Below are 23,490 nucleotides of genomic sequence, written 5' to 3' on the forward strand. Positions count from 1 at the left end.
GACAGAAATGATAAAGAGCCACTAATGATTTATTATGTAGTGGTTCTTACACATTAGCCACAGCTAATGTGTACTTAAAAATAGGAATACATGAGTAAAACTCATGCATAAGAAATACTAATTTCTATAGAAAAAGTATTTCTTTATCGTCGTCCCACCCCAACTTACATTGTCTGTAGAAATTGGGAATCCAATTTCTCTTTGTTGGGGCCCCGCCAACTTGCACATTATTGTAAGCTGATTTTTCGTCAGCTTCTGTGTTGGGGCCCACACCCCAACTCGCATTGCCTGTAGAATTTCATTTCGAAATTCTCTGTGTTGGGGCCCCTGACTAGAATCGAAAAAAGCTTGTTACAAGCGCATTTTCGTTCAGTCAACTACTGCCAATATAACTTTGTAGAGCATATTACATTGATTTACATCGTCCCTTTTATTTATTCTTTTCAAATACTATCCCCATAGCTTTGATTTAACGCTTTTTCTCAATAACAAAACGAATATAGTAGAACATGAAAACGATAATCATGCTGAGCGATAAAGATTTAAATAATAGATTGACCCACGTTCCCTCAGTCGTATATCCATATGTAATCGTTGTGTTAATGATGAATGCTATAAAGATGATTGATAGTCTTAGCATATCATCACTCCTTTTAAGTTATTTTAGATATACGGGGACGCTTTTGCAATCACTATTTTGATTAGTATGCATTTTCCATAAATCTTTCAACTTCTTCAGAGATAATTAAGAAGCATCTATCTGGTACTAATGATCCAGACAGATGCTTCTTTTTTATCAATATTTTATTGTTATCTCATTAATTATTTTTAACCATATCTTCAGCTGTGCCAAAGATTTTACGTTTAATTGCTTCGCCAGTTGGTGTGCCTGCTAGTCCACCCAATCCAGTTTCACGTAATGATGCAGGAAGGTTACGACCAACCTTATCCATTGCTTCAATAACTTCATCAACAGGGATTCTACTTTCAATACCTGCTAATGCTAAATCTGCTGAAATTAAAGCGTTACCCGAACCAATTGCATTTCTCATAACACAAGGAATTTCAACAAGTCCGGCTACTGGATCACAAACTAAACCTAATAAATTACTTATCGCTAATGCCATAGCGTGCCCGGATGCTTCTGGTGATCCTCCGAATATAGCTACTGCTGCAGCTGCGGCCATTGCAGATGCTGAACCAACTTCAGCTTGGCAGCCACCTGTTGCACCAGCTACACTTGCATTGTTTGCTACGACACGCCCAAACAATGCTGAAGTGAATAAGAAATCAATCATTTGCTCTTCTGTTAAATCATGTGTTTTTTCTAATTTAAAAAGTGCACCGGGAATGGTACCCGAGGAACCAGCTGTTGGCGTTGCACAAATAATACCCATCGCAGCATTGACTTCATTTGTTGCAATGGCACCTTTGACTGCGTCAATCATTTCATATCCAGACAAAGCATGATGTGTTTCATTATAATCACGTAGTTTAGCAGCATCATGACCAGTGTAGCCCGTTACACTTTCAACCCCATCACCTGTCGTCCCTTTGATTACTGCGTCTCGCATGACATCTAAATTTTGTTTCATTTGCGCTCGCACTTCATCACGTGATTTACCGCTTAATTCCATTTCTTCTTTAACCATGATATCCGCAAATGACATATTATTTTCTACGGCATAATCTATAGTCTCTCTAATTGAATCAAACATGTTTATTCCCCCTCTAATTTATATAGGAAACGTTTACGTCACTGTATTTCTCTTTAATTGTATTTAATGTTGATTCTGAGATTGCTTTATTTAATGGTATTACAACCAAGCATTTATCTTCATCTATCTTAATAAATTCATCTTTACAGTCTAATTTCATATCGTTGATATCATTGATGAAATGATTTACTTGTGCTTTAGTCATATTTCCGTCAACAACTAAAATTGGTAATCCATGATTTAAATCTACTTCTAGTCCATTTATATGAATACCTTTAATTTTAATTGTACCACCACCGATTGAAATACCGATAATTTCAATGTAGCGACCATCATTACGAGATGATTTGATATAAGCACAGTTTGGATGTTGACCAATACTATCGCCTTCTTCTTCGATGATATCTATTTTAATACCATCATCAGCTGCAATTTCTAATGAAGATTTAATTCGGTTATCAAATGTTGAATATCCCATTGCTCCACCCACAATAGCGACATCTGTACCATGTCCTTGGTGTGTTTGAGCAAATGATTCATAATAATGTATTTCAATATTTTTAGGAATATCTCCCAATATTGCGCGTGCTGAATTCCCAATCTTTACTGCACCAGCCGTATGAGAACTTGAAGGGCCCATCATAACTGGTCCGATAATATCGAAAGCACTTTGATAATCATAGCTCTTTGCCATAATTAAACACTCTCCTTAATATGATTCTTTTTGCTCGGCATTTTAAAGTTGATATTCATTAAATTAAACTTATTAATTAGTGTTCCAATAATATAGGCTAAGACAATGCTGACAATAATCACTGTTGCGATTGTTACAATTGATGTCACTGCATTATTAAAGCCAAACAATACGATGGCGCCTGCAATTGGTGTTGCCATACCTTTGACACCTATTACTAGTCCGCTAAATGTCACGATACATGCGTTGACGACCCCAATCAGTGCATTTGTACCATATAGTTGTACTGGATATTGCGCTATTAAATCAATTTGCGTCAATGGCTCAATACAAACTGCAAATGCTTTTGACGGTCCACCAATGTTTAATTTTCGGAATAAAATAAGGTTAACAAATGAGCTACCTGTACATGTTAGTGCTCCAATAGCCATAGGAACACCTGTCAGTCCTAATAAACTTGTTAATACCATTGAACTTAGCGGTGTCATACCTGTAACAGGAATCACTAGTCCTAAAATGACCGCTAATGCATATGGATTGTTATCACCTACCGCAGTGACAGCACTACCTATTTGTTTTAATGTTGCTAGCACACCAGGTGTAATGATTGATGCAAGTCCGAAAGCAATTGCTGGTGCAAATAAGATCACCACAATTAAGTCCAAGCCTTCTGGAACTTTCTTTTCAATCCATTTAATTAAAAAAGCTACGCCATAAGCTGCGATGAATGCTGGTAATAATTTAAAGTCATGTAATACTAAACCAACAATAACCGCAAATACTGGTGCAACGCCTAAGTTTAAGCACGTTAGAATACCTACTGCGATACCGCTTAAACTTCCTGCTAAATCCCCAATATCTTGTAGAAATTTAATATCAAATACGCCACCAATAGCGTAACTTAAGAATGCTTGTGGTAGAAATGTCGCACAAGCTGCACCGGATAATGCTTGTAGTCCTTGTTTACCGTACGGTGCATACTTTAAAAATAGCGTCATGATCACTAAAACCAAGACTAATGTGCCTACACCTAACAGAATATCCATTTCCCAAAAACCTCTCTCTATGTTTATTTTATTTTCAGACCATAAACATCGTACACCCTTAAGAAAACGTTTTCAACTTTTATCTGTTATCAAATCAAATATTTAAGTGAAATATTTCATATTTGTGAAAGATTTTTAAAATGGATTGTTTCAAAAACTACTTATGTTGTCATTAATATTTACTAATTAACTTTTTACTCTATATTTCAAACAGTTGTGTGACAGTTTTTTGATAACTTTTTTACATCTGAAAGTGAGTAATATTTCTAAAAATCTTTAATATTTATACACTTTATCTTTCGAACTATTTATTTTTTGTTTTTGTGCTGTGTTTATAAAACCGCACACTATATTCAAAAATAACTTATTACACATATATTTGCAATAAGATAATTAAAGTAGGATATTATTTTTAGTTTTCTGATAGGAATGATGATAGTCTATAGGTTGAATCTTTACTTTTTTTAAAGCTAAATTTACATCAACTTAACAATGGCTGGTTATACTGAAGATGAAAATATTTAGTATAACTTAGTGGAGGCGATAAAGGTGCAATTGAGTCATTCCGTTAAAGTTGCAATTTCTATCTATTTAGCACTTATCTTTATAACGTTCACTTCTTATTTAGTCATTATTTTATATACGAGTATGACTGGACATGATGTATCACATTTCGTGTTAGATAGTCAGCATTCTCATCATGGATCTCTTACGCAAAAACATTTGAGTCTTCCTGAAATCTCATTTAAATAGTTTATCCTCTGTGTTTCAACATTCATTTCCCATATCGATTCATTTATCTATCATCTAGACCACTACATCTTAGATGATTTTTTTATTTTCTCATTTCACTCTTTCTTAAAAGTCGATATAATGAATTAAATCATTATCATACACCGACATATTTTATGTTGTTGGTGTTAAGTTTTAAAGGGGTGAGATACTTGGCGAATAATCATTCAGCTTTGCGTTTAAAAGGAATTATACTTGCCATTGTCGGTGCTTGTTTATGGGGATTAGGTGGTACTGTTTCTGATTTCTTGTTCAAATATAAGAATATTAATGTCGATTGGTACGTCACTGCTCGACTTGTAGTCAGTGGTGTTTTCTTACTTATTATGTACAAAATGATGCAACCCAAACGTTCTATATTTAGCGTATTCCAAGATCGACGTATGTTAGGCAAATTACTTATCTTCAGTATACTGGGCATGTTAGTTGTACAATATGCTTATATGGCATCTATTAATACAGGTAATGCTGCGATTGCAACATTACTACAATACATTGCGCCAGTTTATATTATTATTTGGTTTGTCATAAGAGGCGTTGCAAAACTAACATTATTTGATGTGCTTGCTATTATCATGACACTATTAGGAACATTTTTATTATTAACGAATGGTTCATTTTCTAATTTAGTCGTCAATCCTGCAAGTTTATTCTGGGGTATTTTAGCTGGTGTAGCACTCGCTTTTTACACAATTTATCCTTCAGACCTACTTAACCGCTTCGGTTCGATTCTAATTGTCGGGTGGGCAATGCTTATTTCTGGTGTTGCGATGAATTTACGCCATCCAATTTGGCACATTGATATCACTAAATGGGACATATCAATTATATTATTTTTAATCTTTGGTATTATCGGTGGTACCGCACTCGCATTTTATTTCTTTATCGACAGTTTACAATACATATCAGCGAAAGAAACAACATTATTCGGAACTGTTGAACCTGTCGTAGCCGTTATCGCAAGCAGTCTATGGTTACATGTGGCATTCAAACCATTTCAAATCGTAGGCATCATTCTTATTATGATTTTAATTTTATTACTATCACTTAAAAGACAACCTGAAGCATTAGATGAATAAGAAAACTCTGATAATCACTTTAGCAAGTAACTATTTTTAACAACGTAGCTACCTTTTATGTGATATCAGAGTTTTTTATTTTAATTAATAATATTTTTCACTTGGTATAAAAAGCGTCGGCGCTCTGGTATCGGAAATACTGGATAAATATGGAATTGGTAATATCCAGGTATAAAGTCATGTTCGATACCTTTTGCACTCAACAATTGCGATAAGTTCAAAGCATCTGGGTACAGTACTTCTTTTGTGCCAACAGTTAATGTAATACGACCTAAACCATCTAAGTCACCATTAATTGGTGATACTTTGTAGTTATCTAAAGGTGTGTCCCCTGCCCATTGTTCAGCTAAGAACACACTGCCATCCACACCTACCATTGGGTCTTTCTTTAAGTAGTCAGGAATTTCAGGATGCTGCATCGTTGCATCTAAAACTGGTGAAATTAATACAATATGTCCTGGTTGCACAATATGTTTTTCTTTTAACAATTGAGCAAATGATAAAGCAATTTGACCGCCCGCAGAGTCACCCATTACAACGATTTGTTTAGAATCTGCTACTTGATTCAATAAATCATGGTATAACTTTTCAAAAAGCACATACGTCGCTTGATAATCTTGATGCGGAATCTTCGGATATACTGGCATGATGACTTTAGCATTGAGTGTTTCTGCAAGTTCATCAATAAATTCGAAGTGAATTTTAAGTGGGTCTTGGAACCATGCACCTCCATGTGCGTATAATACAACACGTTGATGCTTATCTTGTTTATCATTAACGGTATAAACGGTTGAACCGTAGTGCTTATCCACTGTTACTGGCATCTTAAACTGATAATTGGTGCCCTCATATTCACCTGCTGTCTGTGGCGCCATTTTTTCTAATGCTTTCATCGCTTCTTCTTTATACATAAAACGACGCTTAGCTCTAGATAATCGTATACCTTGTTCTAACATATAACTTTTCACACTGCGTTTTTCTTTAATTCTAATATGTGCGTATGCTGCTACTAAAAATCCAAACGCAAGTGTAGACCATTTTTTACGCATTTGTCGTCACTCCTCTTTGATGATTTCTACTATAGTTCTACTGTACCATGCTGATTCTTATTACTACCAATATTTACTGGGAAATAAGTTATGATGTCTACATAATCTTAGCAATGCTAATCATTTGCGATATTAATGCTCATCGACATCGTTATTTACACTATCATTCATTTGCTTAAGATGATGTTCAAAACGTTGCATATCGATAAAACGCCCTTGACGATGCATTTCTTTTCCATTCATAAAAATTAAATCCACAGGTACAGTGAAAATATTTAATTCTCCAGCAATAGCTTCCACCTGACTTTGATTAATCACAGCTAATGGCACATTGGGATATGATTGCATCAAGTCTTCAATTTGTGGTAAAACGGCATGACACACGCTACACTGATCGCGCATGACATGTACAACTGCTAACGGATATTGATGAATAAATTCACGGAATGCTTCGACACTATTTAATTGCTTAACCATTTCGAACACCTTCTTACTTTTTATATTTTAAAATGAAGTCATTATTTTGTTGCTAAAATGTCTTGAAACACTTGTGGCACAGAGGTTATCTTCTTATCGCTCAATCTGTAAAAACCGCCTGTCTGTGTACCAATACAATGCACGCCATGTGCGGACACAATTTCAAACTGAAACACCCATTTCATCTTGCTTGCTTTAACTAAGTAAATACGACCTACTGGTTTGTCATGTATTGTGACAGGTACTTTATACTCTGCTTCCGTTTTCATAAGTATAGGTGAAATGCCTTGATTGATCATTGTTGAGTAATTCATGTGCTGATTAATAAACGCTGTTCTCAAATCTTCGAACCATCTAATATAAACGATATTACTAACGACACCCATCGCATCAATGTCGTAACCATTCACTTCGATTTCTTTCTCTGCAACTAATAGACCTTCTGTTGTCATAATGACAAATCTCCTTATCTTACAAATAGATTTAAAATCATGTTAATTTATTTTTATTACTTTCATGATAAAAATACAAGCAATTGAACTTTATTACGGAAAATCAAACTTTTCAATGACGTTATTAATTTGACTAGTCGTGAAGATGCATTTTTCTAAAATGTACAAAAAGTACAATCCCTACTTTCTATCCCCCAAACTAACATCTATGCCATTGCTATACATCATTGCGCACTAAAAAGGCAGTAGCTTCATTTTAAGCTACTGCCTTTTGTAACGTATTCTCTTTCAACTCGCTACTTCGCATACGCACTACGAATGACTAAAAGTTCATTCATTTGATATGCTGTTTCATTTTTAATCATTATTTGACTGTCATAATTAGCTTACCTGGATCAGCATCTTGTACATCTTCAATGACAAGTTCTTTATTTTCAAGATTTGTAATAATCATTGGTGTAACGATGCTTGGTGCGTGTGCTTTCAAGTATGCTAAATTCACTTTCATTAATGGTTGACCTTGTGTTACTTTTTCATCAACGTTAATCAGACTTTCGAATCCTTCACCATTCAGTTTCACTGTATCGATACCAATATGAATAAGTACTTCGACGCCACTTTCAGATTCTAATCCTATCGCATGTTTCGTAGGGAAGATTGTTTTCACTGTACCATCAAACGGTGCTACAATTTCACCTTTTTCAGGGATAAAGCCAACACCATCACCCATCATTTTACCAGCGAATACTTGATCAGGTACTTCTGATAATGGAATGATTTGACCGATACCTGGTGCATAGATGTCTGTTGTTCCAAGTGCTTCTACGTGAACTGGTTCATCTGACATTTCTTCAGTCACTGTCGTTTCACTTGGTTTCGTAATTTCACCACTCATAATCTTGGCCATATCATGTTTAATTTGATCTGATTTTGGACCAAAGATAGCTTGCATATTGTTTCCAACTTCTAATACACCTGATGCGCCTAAAGCTTTAATACCTGCTACATCTACTTTTGATTTATCAACCACTTCTACGCGTAGACGTGTAATACATGCATCTAAATGTTTAATGTTTTCTTTTCCACCCATTGCATCTAAGACATCAAATGGTAATTTTGCGACACTAGAGTTACGAATTTCAGTTTCTTCATCTTCACGACCTGGTGTTTTCAATTTAAACTTACGAATTGCAAAGTCGAATAAGAAGTAATACACGATAGCATATACAATACCGACTGGAATAACTAATAATGCGTGTGAACGATCCCAGTTTAATAAACCATATAAAATATAATCTATGAAACCACCTGAGAATGTCATACCAATTTTAACGCCTAATAAATGCATTACTAAGAATGATGTACCAGCTAATAATACGTGAATTCCATAAAGTACTGGTGCTACAAATAAGAATGAAAATTCTAATGGCTCAGTGATACCAGTTAAAAATGCAGTTAATCCTGCTGATAACATTAAACCACCCACGACTTTTTTACGTTCTGGTCGTGCATTTTTATAAATAGCAAATGCCGCCGCTGGTAAACCAAACATCATAAATGGATATTTACCAGTAGTAAATGCACCAGCAGTAAATGGTACGCCATCTTTCAATTGTGCCATCCAAATACGTTGGTCACCACGAACCAATTCACCTGCGTGATTTGTATAACTTCCGAATTCAAACCAGAACGGTGAATAGAAAATATGATGTAAACCAAATGGAATTAATGAGCGTTCAATAATACCGAATATAAACGTTGTTAATGTTAAATTTTTATTTAATAAGAAATTCGATAAACTATTTAATCCATCTTGAATTGGTGGCCACGCAAAGCTTAAAAGCACACCTGTTGCGATTGCTACGACCGATGTCACAATCGGTACAAATCGTTTACCTGCAAAGAATCCTAAAAATGGTGGTAGTGTAATATTATAAAATTTGTTGTAACACCATGCGGCTAAAGCACCCATGATAATACCACCAAACACACCCGTTTGTAACGTTGGAATACCTAATACTAAAGCATGTGCTGGTTCTTTCGCTGCTTGACTTAATTCTTTTGCCCCTTTGGCATATGAGAAAATGTCATCAATTGTAATGTGCAACACTTTCCCCATTGTTGCATTCATAATTAAGTAACCTACTAGCGCTGCTAATGCTGCAACACCGTCTCCTCCTGCTAATCCAAGTGCTGTACCAACTGCAAATAATAATGGCAAGTTATCAAATACAACTTGTCCTGCTGCTTCCATGACCGACGAAATCATTACAATGATATCGTTTTTTAACCATGGTGCAATTTCTACTAATTGTTCGTTGTGCATTGCGTTACCAAACGCTAATAAAATACCAGCTGCTGGTAAAATCGCAACAGGTAACATTAATGCTTTACCGATACGTTGCAATTGTCCAAACAATTTCTTAAACATATAAACATCCCCTATCTCAATTTCCGCTTCCATGTACAAAAAAAGCAGGCATGAACAAACAAGACTATTCTCATAGTGCGGTTGTTTGCTCATGCCTGCATTACCAGTAACACGCAAGTGATATCTAATTCATAGCTATTATACATATTTGTAAAAGCGTTTTCAACAACTTTTTCACAATTTTATCATCAATTCAGTACGATCATTTGTGATAAATAAACAAAACGGCAATTCCCATTTTGTTGAAATAGAAATTACCGTTTTTATAGTTCAATTCAATTGTGATAACCTTTAAATCAGTTATAAGAAACGTTTTGCTGCCACTGAAATTGGTGGAATTTGATCTAAATCTAAATGCTTATCTTCAGTAATTGATCTAAATGCCCACTTACCATAACCAAGCGCTTCTTCATTTACAATTTTACCTGGTAATGGCGCAGCATTAGGATCAACATATACATCTACAATCGTTGGTACATCTTGTGCTAATGCCTCTTCGACTATAGCATCTACTTCGCTAGCACTCTTAATTGTATAACCTTTACCACCTGCTGCCTCAGCAAATTTTGCATGATCCATATCAGAAAAATCAACTGCATATTCTAATTCACCAGCTGCTTGTTGTTCATATTTAATAAATGCTAACTGTTTGTTATTAAGTACAAATACAGTTAAAGGTAAATCATATTGTACTGCTGTAGCGAAGTCTTGCATTACCATTTGGAATGCACCGTCACCAGCAATGGCAATCGCTTGTCTATTTGGATATGCAATTTTTGATGCCATAGCTCCTGGAAGACCGCAACCCATTGTACCTAACCAACTTGAAATGATGAACTTGTTGTTCACACCAAGATTTAAATAACGTGTAGACCAAACTGTTGCAGTACCAACATCTGCTGAAATTACTGCATCATCTTTAATAAATTTGTTAATTGATGCCATTAAACGTTCTGGACGTAATGGTTTGCTATTATTATTTTTATCTTGTTCCATCCATTTATCCCAAACCGCTTTACGTTCTAACGTTTTGTTTAAAAATGGTCTTTCCGCAACATGTTTAATATTTTCAGTTAACTGATGCAATGCAATTTTACTGTCTCCAACAATTCCTACATTAATATTAAAACGATGTCCGATATTTTTAGGATTTGTGTCGATTTGGATTGCTTTAATATTTTTCTTAGGTAAGTAATCTACATATGGATAGTTTGTACCTACCATAATTAGTAAATCTGCATCCTGCATTGTCTGATATGAGGTTTTTGTACCTATTTTACCTAAGTTACCAATACTGTATGGATGGTCATCCGGTAAGATTGTCTTAGCAGGTAATGAATGAACGACCGGAATTTTTGCCGCTTCAACAAACGCACGTAGCTCATCTTTCGCATGTTTTGCACCAACACCAATCAACATAACCGGCTTTTTACTCTTATTGATTAATTTAACCGCTTTTTTAATGTCTTTATATTTTGGTGATACAACAGTTGGTCTTGATGTATCTACTGGTTTATTCGTTGTATCTTTAATTTTTTCAGTTAATAAGTCGTTAGGACAAATAACAACAGCTACACCTTTTTGTTCATATGCCGTACGAATTGCTTCGTTAACAATTTCAAACACATTGTCACCTTTTTCAATTTGGTGATTATAAACGGCTACATCTTCACATAATTTTTGTAAATTTGTTTCTTGGAATGCTTTCGTTCCAAGTGCTGTACTATTCGTTTGTCCAGATAATATTAATTGCGGTACATTATCCATTTTGGCATCATACATACCATTTAATAAATGAATTAAACCAGGGCCACCGATACTTAATGCCACACCGATTTTACCAGTTAATTTTGTGTAACCAGCAGCCGCTAAGCTTGCTACTTCTTCATGACGTACATGATAAAATTTAAATTGATCTCTCACTGTACGTAAACTATCGACTACTGCGTCGATTGAGTCTCCTGGAATACCATACAAGTGATCTATATCCCATGCTTGTAATGCTTTAACTAATGCTTCATTTGCTTTTATTTTTGCCATTATTACTAATAGCCTCCCTTTCTGTCTATCATTTTAAATATCTAAATTAATAGAATAATAAAATTAGAACAGGTATTAACACTGAACTAATAACTGCAGTTAAAATCATCCCAATTGAACTAAATGCACCGGATTCAATATCCATTTCTAGTGCTTTAGCTGTGCCAAATGCATGTGACGCATTCCCATACGTTAAACCTTTGGCGATAGAAGATTCAAATCTTCCAAATCTTAATAACATCGAACCTAAAATACTACCGATTAAACCCGTTGTGATAATAAAAAGTACGGTCATCGTATCTGTACCACCTAGTTCATGTGACACTTCGATACCTACTGCGGCTGTTATAGATCGGGGCAATAACGTTACAATGACGTCTTTAGAATAGCCAAATGCTTTAAGTGTTAAGAACACTAACATGAAATTCAGCATGACGCCAGTTAATACACTTGCAAAAATGATAGAGACATTGTCTTTAATTTTCTCTCTATTTTTATAAAGTGGGTACGCTAAACATACGACCGTTGCGTTTAAAATATGGTTGATCCAACTGCCACCTTTCATATACCCGTTATAACTAATTCCAAAGATAAGTAAGACAAAAATAATTCCTAAAGATGCAATTAATGCTGGATTCAAAAATGGGTTCGGATATTTTTGTTGTAACCTTTTAGCGAAATAATATAAAACGACAGTCAACAAAATCATTAATAAGGCTTGCACGTAATCATTCATAAGCGTCTACACCTTTACGATGTTTATGTTTAACAGACATTTTTTCAGCAATATAACCTGAAGATAATGCAACGATACATGTTCCTATGATAATGACTGCGAAAAAGAGTATATAATTTAGCGTAATTTCGGAAGCAACATCCATAATACCTACAACTGACGGTATGAAGAAAAAGACCATCGTCTTTAATAAAAAGTTTGCACCGTCTTCTACCCAAGTTAGCGGTACAATCTTAAATTGTAATAGTAAATAAAATAAAAATAGACCAACAATACTGCCGGCTAAGGGAAGATGAAAAATCTTTTGAATTTCTGTGCCAATATAAGTAATCACAATGATGATTCCTAGTTGTAGTAGTAGTTTGATTATTAATTGGACTTTGTGCATGGCGCCATCCCTTTCTAAATATGTCTAAATTGTTACAATAACTATTATAAAGATGGCGTACACAATATAAAAATACTCTTTTTTTATAGTTTGTATTACTATTTTCTATGGAAACGCTCTCTAAATTTCACTTCATTTTCACAAAAAAACACTCATTATTTCAATGACCCACGTAATGATGCGCCTTAAATAATGAGTGCTTTATTAATATGTTAGCCTAAACGGTCTTTCAAAAATTCTATCCATTTCGTTGTGGCATGACTTAATTGTTTATCCTTCTTCCAAACAACACCTAATTCCCAATGTACATGAGCATCTTCAATGCGTAGCAGCTTCACATCTCCATTTAGTTGCTCTGAAATTGATGTTGGTAAAATACTAATACCTAATTCATTCGTAACTAAATCTTCTATAACATGCCATTGTGAAATTTGCGCTACAGTATTCGGAACAAAGCCAACGTTTTTAGCATTTTCAATAATTTTATCATTCAAGTAAAAGTCTTTATTAAATAAAATGAAGTCTTCACCTGCTAAATCTTCGAATTTAACAGTTTCATATTTTGCGAGTCGATGCTCTCTGCTCACGATAAGTCGCAAATCTTCCTTATCTAGGGTAGTATAATCGAAAATATGATGATCGACTGGCAAAGTGGTCACGCCTATATCTACTTCATCATTGATAATTTGCTGTTCAATTGTTTTACCGCCATTTTCTATCAAATTATATGTAACATTTGGATATTGTTGATGGAATGCACCAAGAATATTGATAAGAATCTTCATATTCATGACTGCCGACATGCCCATGTTTATATGTCCTGTTTCCAGTCCATTCAAGCGTTCCATTTCAGATGGTAAATAATCATACAGTGCAACAATTTCTTTACTTTTCTCATAAAAAATTTGACCTGCATCGGTAAGAATTAAATGTCTTTTACTTCTATCAAATAAGGGCGTGCCCATTTCATTTTCAATATCTTTAATTGCTTTACTAATTGTAGGTTGTGCAATATATAATGATTTGGAAGCATTAGTCATGCCTCCTTGCTTAACGACTTCAATAAAATATTTCATATGTTTGATATCCACTAACATCATCCTAACTATTTCAACACGTTTATTTCATTATACACAACTTCTTAAACATTCAATAAATTTAGATTTATAAAATTGCTTTATAAAAAGTTTTATGTAAAATACACATTCTTTTATGGTATTATATTAATGGCTCAAGTATATTAATCGAGGTGAGGTATTGAGCTTTTACGAATTTATGCAAAGTTTTCTTGGTGATGACACACCATTAGGTGAATTGGTTGATTGGATTAATCAAGATAGCAATTTCCCTAGAGAAGTGAAGAGCCATAGTGAAATATTGTCATATTTTCGAACAAATCCATGTCCTGAAAGCATCTCAGTACCTGTAATTAAACGGGCACTATCAGTTTTCAACCAATTCACAAATGTACAATGATACATGAATACATGGAGTCACATCATCTCATGTTAGCGCTCTGATTGCAGGGCGCTATTTTTAATGTTATTGCTACATTTAGTATATTGTGATTGCTATTTTCTTTCAGTTATAGAACCACGTACCTTTTCTTTTAAATCATTTTATATTTTCCCACTAATATCCGCTGTTAATCAATCCTGACATCCTTGTATCACTATGACAATTAATTGTTAAATACATGAATTTCTACATTTTATGAAAAAATCCATTTTTATTACAATTCAACACTTTATATGACAACTTCATTACAGTTACTTTTATTGTTGATTGCTTACATTGTTTTCTAAAAAAAATTTGTTATCATAATTAACGTTGAATAAAGAAAAAAATTAACTTGGGAGATAAAAATGGAATATAAAAAGATACTAATTCGTTTATTAATTGCTTTTGCAGTACTTTTCTCAGCAGATTTCACTTATCAATCCGTCGAACAAACGCATCAATCGCATGCCGCAGTTAATTATTATAGTAAAAACCAATGTACATGGTGGGCATTTAAACGTCGCGCACAAGTCGGTAAACCTGTTTCTAATAGATGGGGCAATGCTAAAAATTGGTATTACAATGCACGTAAATCAAAATATGCGACTGGTCGTACACCAAGAAAATTTGCTGTCATGCAATCAACTGCAGGATATTATGGACATGTCGCAGTTGTTGAACAAGTATATAAAAACGGTAGTATTAAAGTTTCAGAATACAACTTTTATCGCCCATTAAAATACAATACACGTGTACTAAGCAAAAAGGCAGCACGTAACTTTAACTATATTTACTAATCAAAAAACTTCTATCACGAACGCTTCAATTTCCTGTATGCGTGTGATAGAAGTTTTTATTTTTGTTCATATTAATTTATCTAAGCGCTACGATGGACTGACCTAAACTTTTCTTTAAAATCGCTATTTGCAATTTACTATTGTTGGCTTCTTAAATCTTGTAAAATACGTTCCGCTGCTTGTGTATTTGCACGGGGTTCTTTTTTCAAAGCTTCAGCTACTTTAGCAATTTCATCACCTTTTGCTCCTACAACAATAGCTAATGATTTATATTGTAAACTCATATGACCTTGTTGAATACCTTCTGACACAAGCGCGCGACATGCTGCAAAGTTTTGCGCTAAACCAACGGCAGCAACTACATGACCTAATTCTTGTGCTGACTCTACATTTAGTAGCTCTAATGAAGCTTTAGCTATTGGTAATACTTTCGTACCACCCCCAACAATTGCCAATGTCATAGGCACTTCAATTGTACCAATCAATCGTTGACGATCTTGATCGTAACGCCATGTAGCAATACCACGATACTGTCCGTCACGACTTGCGTATGCATGCGCACTTGCTTCTGCACCACGCGTATCATTTCCTGTTGCTAAAACAACAGCATGTATGCCATTCATAACACCTTTATTATGTGTTGCTGCACGATGAATATCTACTTGTGCCAATACAGAAGCACGTTCCATTCGTTTGGCAACCTCTTCTCCAGTTCTCTCGCCCCTTGCTAAATCTTTAACATCAATTTCGCCTTGAACTTTAACAACGGACGCTGTTGCATGATTGGATAAAATACTCATTAAAATGTCGCTTTGCGGAAATTCATTTTTTAAAAATGCAGTTATGGCCTCTAAAATCGTATTAAGCATATTAGCGCCCATAGCATCTTTCGTATCAACAAATACTTTTAAAGATAGTAACTGTTGCTCAGGAAATGTATCAATCGCTATACGTTGGTAACCACCACCACGCGCTTTAATAGAAGGATATGCCTCATCCGCAATTTTATGAATTTGCTTTTCTAAAGCTTTAATGTCTGCTGATAATTTTTCAGTATCGTCAACGCCATCAAAGACGATTTGACCTATCATAATACGTTCAGAAGATACCGTTTTAAATCCGCCAGTCTGATTCACTAGCTTTGCACCATAACTAGCTGCAGCGACAACTGAAGGCTCTTCCACCATCATAGGTACAACATATGCCTTATCGTCCACAATGATATTCGGTAATAATCCAACGGGTAATGCACCTTGCGCGATGACATTTTCAATTAAACTATTGGCTACTTCTTCATCGATTAATGGATGATTCAGTAAAATGTCGAATTGTTCTTCTGATAACCATTGCTTATCAACCAATTGTTGTAACTTTTCTTTACGAGATAAATGTCGAAAATTCTTATCTAAATTTTGCATGGACGTACTCCTTTTACTTCACATAATTTTTAACATTTCAATCACTACTATTTTTACCACAAAATAACGTCATTCGTCTTAAAATTCAATTGAATAATTGTCGTTTTGACTTTAAAATAAAACAAGGTAAATTAAAACGCTTACAAGAAACGACAAATCATTTTTAAATTTAGTATATTTCTTTGTATAAAATTAGCATATTCTGATATGATACAAGTGTTGCTTTTATAAATTTGAAAGGATGTAAAACCTTATGACAATAGGTATCGATAAAATAAACTTTTACGTTCCAAAGTACTATGTAGACATGGCTAAATTAGCAGAAGCACGCCAAGTAGATCCAAACAAATTTTTAATTGGTATTGGTCAAACTGAAATGGCTGTTAGTCCTGTAAACCAAGACATCGTTTCAATGGGCGCTAATGCTGCTAAGGACATTATAACAGACGAAGACAAAAAGAAAATTGGTATGGTAATTGTGGCAACTGAATCAGCAGTTGATGCTGCTAAAGCAGCCGCTGTTCAAATTCACAACTTATTAGGTATTCAACCTTTTGCACGTTGCTTTGAAATGAAAGAAGCTTGTTATGCTGCAACACCAGCAATTCAATTAGCTAAAGATTATTTAGCAACTAGACCGAATGAAAAAGTATTAGTTATTGCTACAGATACAGCACGTTATGGATTGAATTCAGGCGGCGAGCCAACACAAGGTGCTGGCGCAGTTGCGATGGTTATTGCACATAATCCAAGCATTTTGGCATTAAATGAAGATGCTGTTGCTTACACTGAAGACGTTTATGATTTCTGGCGTCCAACTGGACATAAATATCCATTAGTTGATGGTGCATTATCTAAAGATGCTTATATCCGCTCATTCCAACAAAGCTGGAATGAATACGCAAAACGTCAAGGTAAGTCGCTAGCTGACTTCGCATCTCTATGCTTCCATGTTCCATTTACAAAAATGGGTAAAAAGGCATTAGAGTCAATCATTGATAACGCTGATGAAACAACTCAAGAGCGTTTACGTTCAGGATATGAAGATGCTGTAGATTATAACCGTTATGTCGGTAATATTTATACTGGATCATTATATTTAAGCCTAATATCATTACTTGAAAATCGTGATTTACAAGCTGGTGAAACAATCGGTTTATTCAGTTATGGCTCAGGTTCAGTTGGTGAATTTTATAGTGCGACATTAGTTGAAGGCTACAAAGATCATTTAGATCAAGCTGCACATAAAGCATTATTAAATAACCGTACTGAAGTATCTGTTGATGCATATGAAACATTCTTCAAACGTTTTGATGACGTTGAATTTGACGAAGAACAAGATGCTGTTCATGAAGATCGTCATATTTTCTACTTATCAAATATTGAAAATAACGTTCGCGAATATCACAGACCAGAGTAATCTGTGTATTTGAAAGCATTTAAATATAACCTAAAAACAGCAGTAAGACAGCTTCTCATTGAAATCGTCTTACTGCTGTTCTCTATTTATAACACTTCGTATTGAATGAATTAGCTAAGCCTGTTTGACACATTATTGAAGTTTTCCTAATGCCTGGATCCTTTATACGTTACGGCTTCGTGCTATGTTTTGGTACATAAAGCTTTGACATATCGATATTCTCCAACTCTAACAGCTTAATTTTATTATTAATCGTTCCACCGAACCCTGTTAAGCTACCCGTTTTACCGACAACACGATGACATGGCACGATAATAGATAATGGATTACTTCCGACTGCACCTCCAACCGCTTGGGCTGACATTTTTGGCTTGTTAAGCAGCTTGCCTACTTTTTTGGCAATAGCACCATACGTTGTTAGAGTCCCATAAGGAACCTGTCTTAATTCATTCCAAACACACTGTTGAAAATGACTACCTGTTGGCTTTAAAGGTATTGTGATTTCAGGATTGTCACCTTTAAAATACGCGTCTAACCACTGTGTCGCCTCTCTAAATATCGCTAAAGACGTATTTTCTTCCCTAGTACTATCACCTTGTTGATTTTCAAACAAAACAGCGGTCAGACTTCCCCCATCACTCACAAGTTCCAATCGTCCTACAGGCGAATCATAGTAACTCTTATACTCCATAAAAATGCCCCCTTTTTCTAATCATACGCCTTAATTGTTAATTTAGAAAATATTCATGTTCACATTTTTTAAAAATAAATAAGTCGTCAATTACGTATATAAACACGTAATACCAGCTATCACTTTGCTGCAATATACAGTTACATATCTTACTACACGCGCTAACCTCTTACTTTGTAAACCAAATCTTAAATTAAAATATTGAAAATGCAATGAATCCTTAATATTTTATTAAACCTATAATTACTTATTAAAAATAACACACAATATTCATAAAGTTTTAAAAATATTCTGTTTAATCATCTATTATTAGTGGAAAAATATAAGAGCAATTGTTTATAGTTTGCATAACGCTTCAAAAGTATTTTCTTTTTTGTTTAGTTCAAAAAAATTTAGAGGTGATGTTATATGAATAACGGTTTTTTCAATAGCGACTTTGATTCAATTTTCCGAAGAATGATGCAAGATATGCAAGGTTCAAATCAAGTCGGTAACAAAAAGTACTATATTAATGGTAAAGAAGTTTCACCTGAAGAACTAGCGCAACTCACACAACAAGGTGGCAATCACTCTGCTGAACAAAGTGCGCAAGCTTTTCAACAAGCAGCACAAAGACAACAAGGGCAACAAGGTGGCAACGGCAATTATTTAGAACAAATTGGTCGTAACCTTACGCAAGAAGCACGTGACGGTTTATTAGATCCAGTCATTGGTCGTGATAAAGAAATTCAAGAAACTGCTGAAGTCTTAAGTAGACGAACTAAAAACAATCCTATATTAGTTGGAGAAGCTGGTGTTGGTAAAACTGCGATTGTTGAAGGTTTAGCACAGGCAATCGTTGAAGGAAATGTACCAGCAGCAATCAAAGACAAAGAAATTATTTCTGTAGATATTTCATCATTAGAAGCTGGAACGCAATATCGTGGTGCTTTTGAAGAAAATATTCAAAAATTAATCGAAGGTGTTAAATCTTCACAAAATGCCGTATTATTCTTTGATGAAATCCATCAAATTATCGGTTCAGGTGCCACAGGAAGTGATTCAGGTAGCAAAGGGTTATCTGATATTTTGAAACCTGCATTAAGTCGTGGTGAAATTTCAATTATTGGTGCAACAACACAAGATGAATATCGAAACAATATTCTTAAAGATGCTGCATTAACGCGCAGATTTAATGAAGTACTTGTTAATGAACCAAGCGCTAAAGATACTGTTGAAATTTTAAAAGGTATTCGCGAAAAATTCGAAGAACACCATCAAGTAAAATTACCAGATGACGTATTAAAAGCATGTGTTGACTTATCAATTCAATATATTCCACAACGATTATTACCAGATAAAGCAATCGATGTGTTAGATATTACAGCAGCACATTTATCTGCGCAAAGTCCAGCTGTCGATAAAGTTGAAACTGAAAAACGAATTTCTGAATTAGAAAATGATAAACGTAAAGCGGTAAGTGCTGAAGAATATAAAAAAGCTGACGACATTCAAAATGAAATCAAATCATTACAAGATAAATTAGAAAATAGTAATGGTGAACATACTGCTGTTGCTACAGTTCATGATATTTCAGATACTATTCAACGATTAACTGGTATTCCAGTTTCTCAAATGGATGATAACGATATTGAACGTTTAAAAAATATTTCTAATCGTTTAAGAAGTAAAATCATAGGTCAAGATCAAGCTGTAGAAATGGTTTCACGTGCAATTCGCCGTAATCGTGCTGGGTTTGATGACGGCAACCGCCCAATTGGCAGTTTCCTATTTGTTGGCCCTACTGGTGTTGGTAAAACAGAGCTTGCTAAACAATTAGCAATTGATCTATTTGGTAATAAAGATGCACTGATTCGACTTGATATGAGTGAATATAGTGACACAACAGCTGTTTCAAAAATGATTGGTACAACTGCTGGTTATGTCGGTTATGATGACAATTCAAACACGTTAACTGAAAAAGTACGCCGTAATCCATACTCAGTCATTCTATTTGATGAAATCGAAAAAGCAAATCCACAAATTTTAACATTGTTATTACAAGTAATGGATGATGGTAATTTGACTGATGGTCAAGGTAATGTCATCAACTTTAAAAATACAATTATTATTTGTACATCAAATGCTGGCTTTGGCAATGGCAATGACGCTGAAGAAAAAGATATTATGCACGAAATGAAAAAATTCTTCCGCCCTGAATTCCTTAACCGCTTCAACGGCATCGTTGAATTCTTACATTTAGATAAAGATGCATTGCAAGATATCGTCAACTTATTATTAGACGATGTACAAGTTACATTAGATAAAAAAGGTATTACGATGGACGTTTCTCAAGATGCGAAAGATTGGTTAATTGAAGAAGGCTATGATGAAGAATTAGGTGCACGTCCATTAAGACGTATTGTTGAACAGCAAGTACGTGACAAAATTACAGATTACTATTTAGATCATACAGACGTTAAACATGTGGATATAGATGTTGAGGATAACGAATTAGTCGTAAAAGGTAAATAACGACACTTTAACATATCGCGCATCAAAAATGAGCATCAGGTCGCCCTTGCCTGTGCTCATTTTTTTAATTATTTCCCTGGAAAATGATTCGCTGTGTGCTGTTCTGTTCCACAACAATCACGATTAATGTCACATGTACCACATTTTCCTTGTTTCGAACGTTTGAAAAATTTCACTAGTGTATACAAGGCATATCCGAAAATTGCTAAAAAAATTAAAATGTTAATAATGACTGACACTTTAACCACTCCTTAAACAAATAAATGTCCGATTTGATAAAAAATGAATGTTAAGACATATGCAGTGACTAGAGGATAGACAACTGCAAGTGCCGTCCATTTCCATGAATAAGTCTCTTTACGGATTGCTGCCACTGTAGAAACACAAGGAATATACAATAGTATAAATATCATAAATGCATACGCAGATAGCGGTGTGAATTGATTTTGAATCACATTAACAAGGCCTGCATCACCTGATGAATAGATAATCGCCATCGAACTTACGATAACTTCTTTTGCTAAAAATCCTGGCACTAACGTAGCACCTGCTTGCCATGTTCCAAATCCGAGCGGTTGCACTAACATACCAAAGAAACTACCAACCATATGTAAAAAACTTTGATTGATATTCACATTGATACCATGTGGTCCTACATAACTTAATAGCCAAATGACTACTGAGCCGCCAAAAATAAATGTACCTGCTTTACGAACAAAGCCCTTAGCCTTTTCCCAAGTACTACGCCACAACGTTTTAATGGAAGGCACACGGTATGTTGGCAATTCCACAATAAAGATTGCATTATCATTTTTTAAAATCGTCTTAGTAAGTACTGTACTGACTAAAAATGCCATAATAATACCTAAAACATACAAGCTTAATACTACTAAAGATTGATTCTCTTTGAAAAAGATACCTACGAACAACGCATACACTGGCAGTCTAGCAGAGCATGACATGAATGGTGCAATTAATATCGTTGTTAAACGCTCTTTTTCATTTTCAATACTGCGCGCAGCCATAATACTCGGTACGTTACAACCAAATCCGATAATCATCGGTATAAAAGACTTCCCGCTTAAACCGAACGATTCCATAATACGATCCATTAAAACTGCAATACGCGCCATATAACCTGAATCTTCTAATAAAGATATAAAGAAAAATAGCACAACAATTTGTGGTACAAAGACTAATACTGATCCTACACCAGCAATAATGCCATCTGTAATTAAATCTTGTAAAAATGGTATAACGCCAAGATAATTCATAATCGTCTTCACACTATCTGTAAATGTACCACCTATAAATGCATCGAGTTGATCCGACAAAGGTGTGCCAATCCATGTAAATGTAGTTTGAAAGATCAACCACATAATCGCTAGAAAGATAGGCATCCCTATATATTTATGTGTTAATATCTTGTCTATTCTAGAGCTGAAATATTGCTTATCTTCATCTGGATACGTTACCACGTCTTGCAATAACGTCTCAATATAATGATTGCGTATACGCTCCATCTCTCGACGAACAGATACAGCCTCTACTTGTTTATCAACTTGATCACGTAAACTCGACAATTTATTTACAACCTCTGAATTAAGTTCGTTTGCAATTTGCATGTTATTTAATAAGAATTGAATCGCAATAAATCTAGCTTGATATTTATCATGAGATGTCTCTGTCATTATTATTTGACACATATTTTTAATTGTCTCTTCAATCTTCTCACCATAATTGATTTTAAAATGCGGTTGATACCCTTCCCCTAGATGCTTTATTTCGCCAAGTAAATGTTTAGTTCCTTTGCCTGTACGTGCCACAACTGGAAAAATAGGTGTTTTTAACTTTTTCATCAATTTATGATAATCGATTTTTATCCCGCGCTTTGTAGCTACATCAATCATATTTAATCCGATGTATATTGGTTGATTAAGTTCTAACAATTGTACTGTTAATTGCATATTCCTTTTTAGTTGACTCGCGTCAACAATGTTAATGATTCCTGAAAATGAATCGTTTAATAAATAGTCTGTCACTACAGTTTCATCTTTAGAAATCGGCGATAAATCATATGTACCTGGTAAATCAATTAATTGTCCTACATTTTCTTTTAGCTTCCCTACTTTTTTCTCTACCGTTACGCCACTCCAGTTGCCTATATATTCATACGAACCAGTTAAAGCGTTAAACAAAGATGTTTTACCAACATTAGGGTTTCCTAAAATACAATAATTTTCCATTC

23 protein-coding genes are annotated in these 23,490 nt (G+C 34.6%); 6 read left to right on the top strand and 17 right to left on the bottom strand.

Translation table 11 applies throughout. From position 1 onward, the window contains the following. Window positions 1–469: 469 nt before the first annotated feature. From IDG66_RS03485 to IDG66_RS03505, 5 genes are all read right to left on the bottom strand, one after another. Window positions 470–640, bottom strand: coding sequence for a hypothetical protein (locus tag IDG66_RS03485; RefSeq protein WP_001549802.1), 171 nt, complete (start codon window positions 638–640; stop codon window positions 470–472). Window positions 641–701: 61 nt separating this feature from the next. Further along, window positions 702–800 (bottom strand): hypothetical protein, encoded by a 99-nt coding sequence (locus IDG66_RS03490; RefSeq protein WP_001789909.1) that lies wholly within the window; start codon window positions 798–800, stop codon window positions 702–704. 18 nt (window positions 801–818) lie between these two features. Continuing rightward, window positions 819–1,718: an L-serine ammonia-lyase, iron-sulfur-dependent, subunit alpha gene (gene sdaAA, locus IDG66_RS03495; protein ID WP_000460421.1), complete on the bottom strand. Its 900-nt coding sequence runs from the start codon at window positions 1,716–1,718 to the stop codon at window positions 819–821. 13 nt (window positions 1,719–1,731) lie between these two features. Next, window positions 1,732–2,412 (bottom strand): L-serine ammonia-lyase, iron-sulfur-dependent subunit beta, encoded by a 681-nt coding sequence (gene sdaAB, locus IDG66_RS03500; protein WP_001140234.1) that lies wholly within the window; start codon window positions 2,410–2,412, stop codon window positions 1,732–1,734. Window positions 2,413–2,414: 2 nt separating this feature from the next. After that, the gene (locus IDG66_RS03505; RefSeq protein ID WP_000353634.1) at window positions 2,415–3,458 is read right to left on the bottom strand and encodes a PTS sugar transporter subunit IIC; all 1,044 of its coding nucleotides are present in this window, start codon (window positions 3,456–3,458) and stop codon (window positions 2,415–2,417) included. A 549-nt stretch (window positions 3,459–4,007) separates the two neighbouring features. Between IDG66_RS03505 and IDG66_RS03510 the strand changes: the two genes are divergently transcribed. Continuing rightward, window positions 4,008–4,211, top strand: a complete 204-nt coding sequence (locus tag IDG66_RS03510) for a hypothetical protein (protein WP_001177186.1) — start codon at window positions 4,008–4,010, stop codon at window positions 4,209–4,211. A 182-nt stretch (window positions 4,212–4,393) separates the two neighbouring features. Next, window positions 4,394–5,329: a DMT family transporter gene (locus tag IDG66_RS03515; protein WP_072362001.1), complete on the top strand. Its 936-nt coding sequence runs from the start codon at window positions 4,394–4,396 to the stop codon at window positions 5,327–5,329. Between the two features lie 80 nt (window positions 5,330–5,409). Here IDG66_RS03515 and IDG66_RS03520 read toward each other — a convergent pair whose 3' ends face one another. The 8 genes from IDG66_RS03520 to cidR form a co-directional block, all read right to left on the bottom strand. Continuing rightward, window positions 5,410–6,378 (bottom strand): alpha/beta hydrolase fold domain-containing protein, encoded by a 969-nt coding sequence (locus IDG66_RS03520; protein WP_001228169.1) that lies wholly within the window; start codon window positions 6,376–6,378, stop codon window positions 5,410–5,412. Window positions 6,379–6,510: 132 nt separating this feature from the next. After that, the gene (locus tag IDG66_RS03525) at window positions 6,511–6,855 is read right to left on the bottom strand and encodes a thioredoxin family protein (RefSeq protein ID WP_000240662.1); all 345 of its coding nucleotides are present in this window, start codon (window positions 6,853–6,855) and stop codon (window positions 6,511–6,513) included. Window positions 6,856–6,896: 41 nt separating this feature from the next. Further along, a complete protein-coding gene (locus tag IDG66_RS03530) occupies window positions 6,897–7,307 on the bottom strand; it encodes an acyl-CoA thioesterase (RefSeq protein WP_000206033.1) in 411 nt (136 codons plus the stop codon). A gap of 364 nt (window positions 7,308–7,671) precedes the next feature. Then, window positions 7,672–9,738 carry a glucose-specific PTS transporter subunit IIBC gene (gene ptsG / locus IDG66_RS03535; protein ID WP_000473675.1) on the bottom strand — a complete coding sequence of 689 codons (2,067 nt, stop codon included), beginning with the start codon at window positions 9,736–9,738 and terminating at the stop codon, window positions 7,672–7,674. A 300-nt stretch (window positions 9,739–10,038) separates the two neighbouring features. Further along, window positions 10,039–11,778: a pyruvate oxidase gene (locus tag IDG66_RS03540; protein ID WP_001062652.1), complete on the bottom strand. Its 1,740-nt coding sequence runs from the start codon at window positions 11,776–11,778 to the stop codon at window positions 10,039–10,041. Window positions 11,779–11,824: 46 nt separating this feature from the next. Further along, window positions 11,825–12,514 (bottom strand): LrgB family protein, encoded by a 690-nt coding sequence (locus tag IDG66_RS03545; protein WP_001001019.1) that lies wholly within the window; start codon window positions 12,512–12,514, stop codon window positions 11,825–11,827. Beyond that, window positions 12,507–12,902 carry a holin-like murein hydrolase modulator CidA gene (gene cidA, locus IDG66_RS03550; protein ID WP_000549734.1) on the bottom strand — a complete coding sequence of 132 codons (396 nt, stop codon included), beginning with the start codon at window positions 12,900–12,902 and terminating at the stop codon, window positions 12,507–12,509. The genes IDG66_RS03545 and cidA overlap by 8 nt, the downstream gene beginning before the upstream one ends. A 212-nt stretch (window positions 12,903–13,114) precedes the next feature. Further along, window positions 13,115–13,993 (bottom strand): cidABC operon transcriptional activator CidR, encoded by an 879-nt coding sequence (gene cidR / locus IDG66_RS03555; protein WP_031893180.1) that lies wholly within the window; start codon window positions 13,991–13,993, stop codon window positions 13,115–13,117. A gap of 166 nt (window positions 13,994–14,159) precedes the next feature. Here cidR and IDG66_RS03560 point away from each other — a divergent pair, with 166 nt between their 5' ends. Beyond that, the gene (locus IDG66_RS03560) at window positions 14,160–14,378 is read left to right on the top strand and encodes a sterile alpha motif-like domain-containing protein (protein WP_000011687.1); all 219 of its coding nucleotides are present in this window, start codon (window positions 14,160–14,162) and stop codon (window positions 14,376–14,378) included. A 389-nt stretch (window positions 14,379–14,767) separates the two neighbouring features. Next, window positions 14,768–15,199, top strand: a complete 432-nt coding sequence (locus IDG66_RS03565) for a CHAP domain-containing protein (protein ID WP_000455861.1) — start codon at window positions 14,768–14,770, stop codon at window positions 15,197–15,199. Window positions 15,200–15,336: 137 nt separating this feature from the next. Here IDG66_RS03565 and IDG66_RS03570 read toward each other — a convergent pair whose 3' ends face one another. Beyond that, on the bottom strand, window positions 15,337–16,617 hold the full coding sequence (locus tag IDG66_RS03570; protein WP_001180324.1) for a hydroxymethylglutaryl-CoA reductase, degradative: 1,281 nt from the start codon (window positions 16,615–16,617) through the stop codon (window positions 15,337–15,339). Window positions 16,618–16,870: 253 nt separating this feature from the next. Between IDG66_RS03570 and IDG66_RS03575 the strand changes: the two genes are divergently transcribed. After that, window positions 16,871–18,037: a hydroxymethylglutaryl-CoA synthase gene (locus tag IDG66_RS03575; protein ID WP_000151982.1), complete on the top strand. Its 1,167-nt coding sequence runs from the start codon at window positions 16,871–16,873 to the stop codon at window positions 18,035–18,037. Window positions 18,038–18,206: 169 nt separating this feature from the next. Here the strand turns inward: IDG66_RS03575 and IDG66_RS03580 are convergent, their stop codons facing one another. Next, window positions 18,207–18,728 carry a methylated-DNA--[protein]-cysteine S-methyltransferase gene (locus IDG66_RS03580; protein ID WP_000455993.1) on the bottom strand — a complete coding sequence of 174 codons (522 nt, stop codon included), beginning with the start codon at window positions 18,726–18,728 and terminating at the stop codon, window positions 18,207–18,209. 408 nt (window positions 18,729–19,136) lie between these two features. On the opposite strand from IDG66_RS03580, the gene clpL reads away from it, so the two are divergent. Next, the gene (gene clpL / locus IDG66_RS03585) at window positions 19,137–21,242 is read left to right on the top strand and encodes an ATP-dependent Clp protease ATP-binding subunit ClpL (RefSeq protein WP_001058988.1); all 2,106 of its coding nucleotides are present in this window, start codon (window positions 19,137–19,139) and stop codon (window positions 21,240–21,242) included. Between the two features lie 68 nt (window positions 21,243–21,310). On the opposite strand, the gene IDG66_RS03590 is transcribed toward clpL, so the two are convergent. Further along, on the bottom strand, window positions 21,311–21,481 hold the full coding sequence (locus tag IDG66_RS03590) for a FeoB-associated Cys-rich membrane protein (protein WP_000111118.1): 171 nt from the start codon (window positions 21,479–21,481) through the stop codon (window positions 21,311–21,313). A 12-nt stretch (window positions 21,482–21,493) separates the two neighbouring features. Next, complete coding sequence (feoB, locus tag IDG66_RS03595) at window positions 21,494–23,488, bottom strand: ferrous iron transport protein B (RefSeq protein ID WP_000432897.1); 1,995 nt, start codon at window positions 23,486–23,488, stop codon at window positions 21,494–21,496. Window positions 23,489–23,490 lie beyond the last annotated feature (2 nt).

This window comes from Staphylococcus sp. EG-SA-18 (assembly GCF_017151825.1).
Taxonomy (GTDB): domain Bacteria; phylum Bacillota; class Bacilli; order Staphylococcales; family Staphylococcaceae; genus Staphylococcus; species Staphylococcus aureus.

Coding starts and splice junctions, on each gene's coding strand:
- IDG66_RS03530 (WP_000206033.1), bottom strand. CDS start 7,307: ATGACAACAGAAGGTCTATTAGTTGCAGAGAAAGAAATCGAAGTGAAT.
- feoB (WP_000432897.1), bottom strand. CDS start 23,488: ATGGAAAATTATTGTATTTTAGGAAACCCTAATGTTGGTAAAACATCT.
- cidA (WP_000549734.1), bottom strand. CDS start 12,902: ATGCACAAAGTCCAATTAATAATCAAACTACTACTACAACTAGGAATC.
- IDG66_RS03545 (WP_001001019.1), bottom strand. CDS start 12,514: ATGAATGATTACGTGCAAGCCTTATTAATGATTTTGTTGACTGTCGTT.
- IDG66_RS03525 (WP_000240662.1), bottom strand. CDS start 6,855: ATGGTTAAGCAATTAAATAGTGTCGAAGCATTCCGTGAATTTATTCAT.
- sdaAB (WP_001140234.1), bottom strand. CDS start 2,412: ATGGCAAAGAGCTATGATTATCAAAGTGCTTTCGATATTATCGGACCA.
- clpL (WP_001058988.1), top strand. CDS start 19,137: ATGAATAACGGTTTTTTCAATAGCGACTTTGATTCAATTTTCCGAAGA.
- IDG66_RS03575 (WP_000151982.1), top strand. CDS start 16,871: ATGACAATAGGTATCGATAAAATAAACTTTTACGTTCCAAAGTACTAT.
- IDG66_RS03565 (WP_000455861.1), top strand. CDS start 14,768: ATGGAATATAAAAAGATACTAATTCGTTTATTAATTGCTTTTGCAGTA.
- IDG66_RS03570 (WP_001180324.1), bottom strand. CDS start 16,617: ATGCAAAATTTAGATAAGAATTTTCGACATTTATCTCGTAAAGAAAAG.
- IDG66_RS03485 (WP_001549802.1), bottom strand. CDS start 640: ATGCTAAGACTATCAATCATCTTTATAGCATTCATCATTAACACAACG.
- sdaAA (WP_000460421.1), bottom strand. CDS start 1,718: ATGTTTGATTCAATTAGAGAGACTATAGATTATGCCGTAGAAAATAAT.
- IDG66_RS03540 (WP_001062652.1), bottom strand. CDS start 11,778: ATGGCAAAAATAAAAGCAAATGAAGCATTAGTTAAAGCATTACAAGCA.
- IDG66_RS03505 (WP_000353634.1), bottom strand. CDS start 3,458: ATGGATATTCTGTTAGGTGTAGGCACATTAGTCTTGGTTTTAGTGATC.
- ptsG (WP_000473675.1), bottom strand. CDS start 9,738: ATGTTTAAGAAATTGTTTGGACAATTGCAACGTATCGGTAAAGCATTA.
- IDG66_RS03520 (WP_001228169.1), bottom strand. CDS start 6,378: ATGCGTAAAAAATGGTCTACACTTGCGTTTGGATTTTTAGTAGCAGCA.
- IDG66_RS03580 (WP_000455993.1), bottom strand. CDS start 18,728: ATGGAGTATAAGAGTTACTATGATTCGCCTGTAGGACGATTGGAACTT.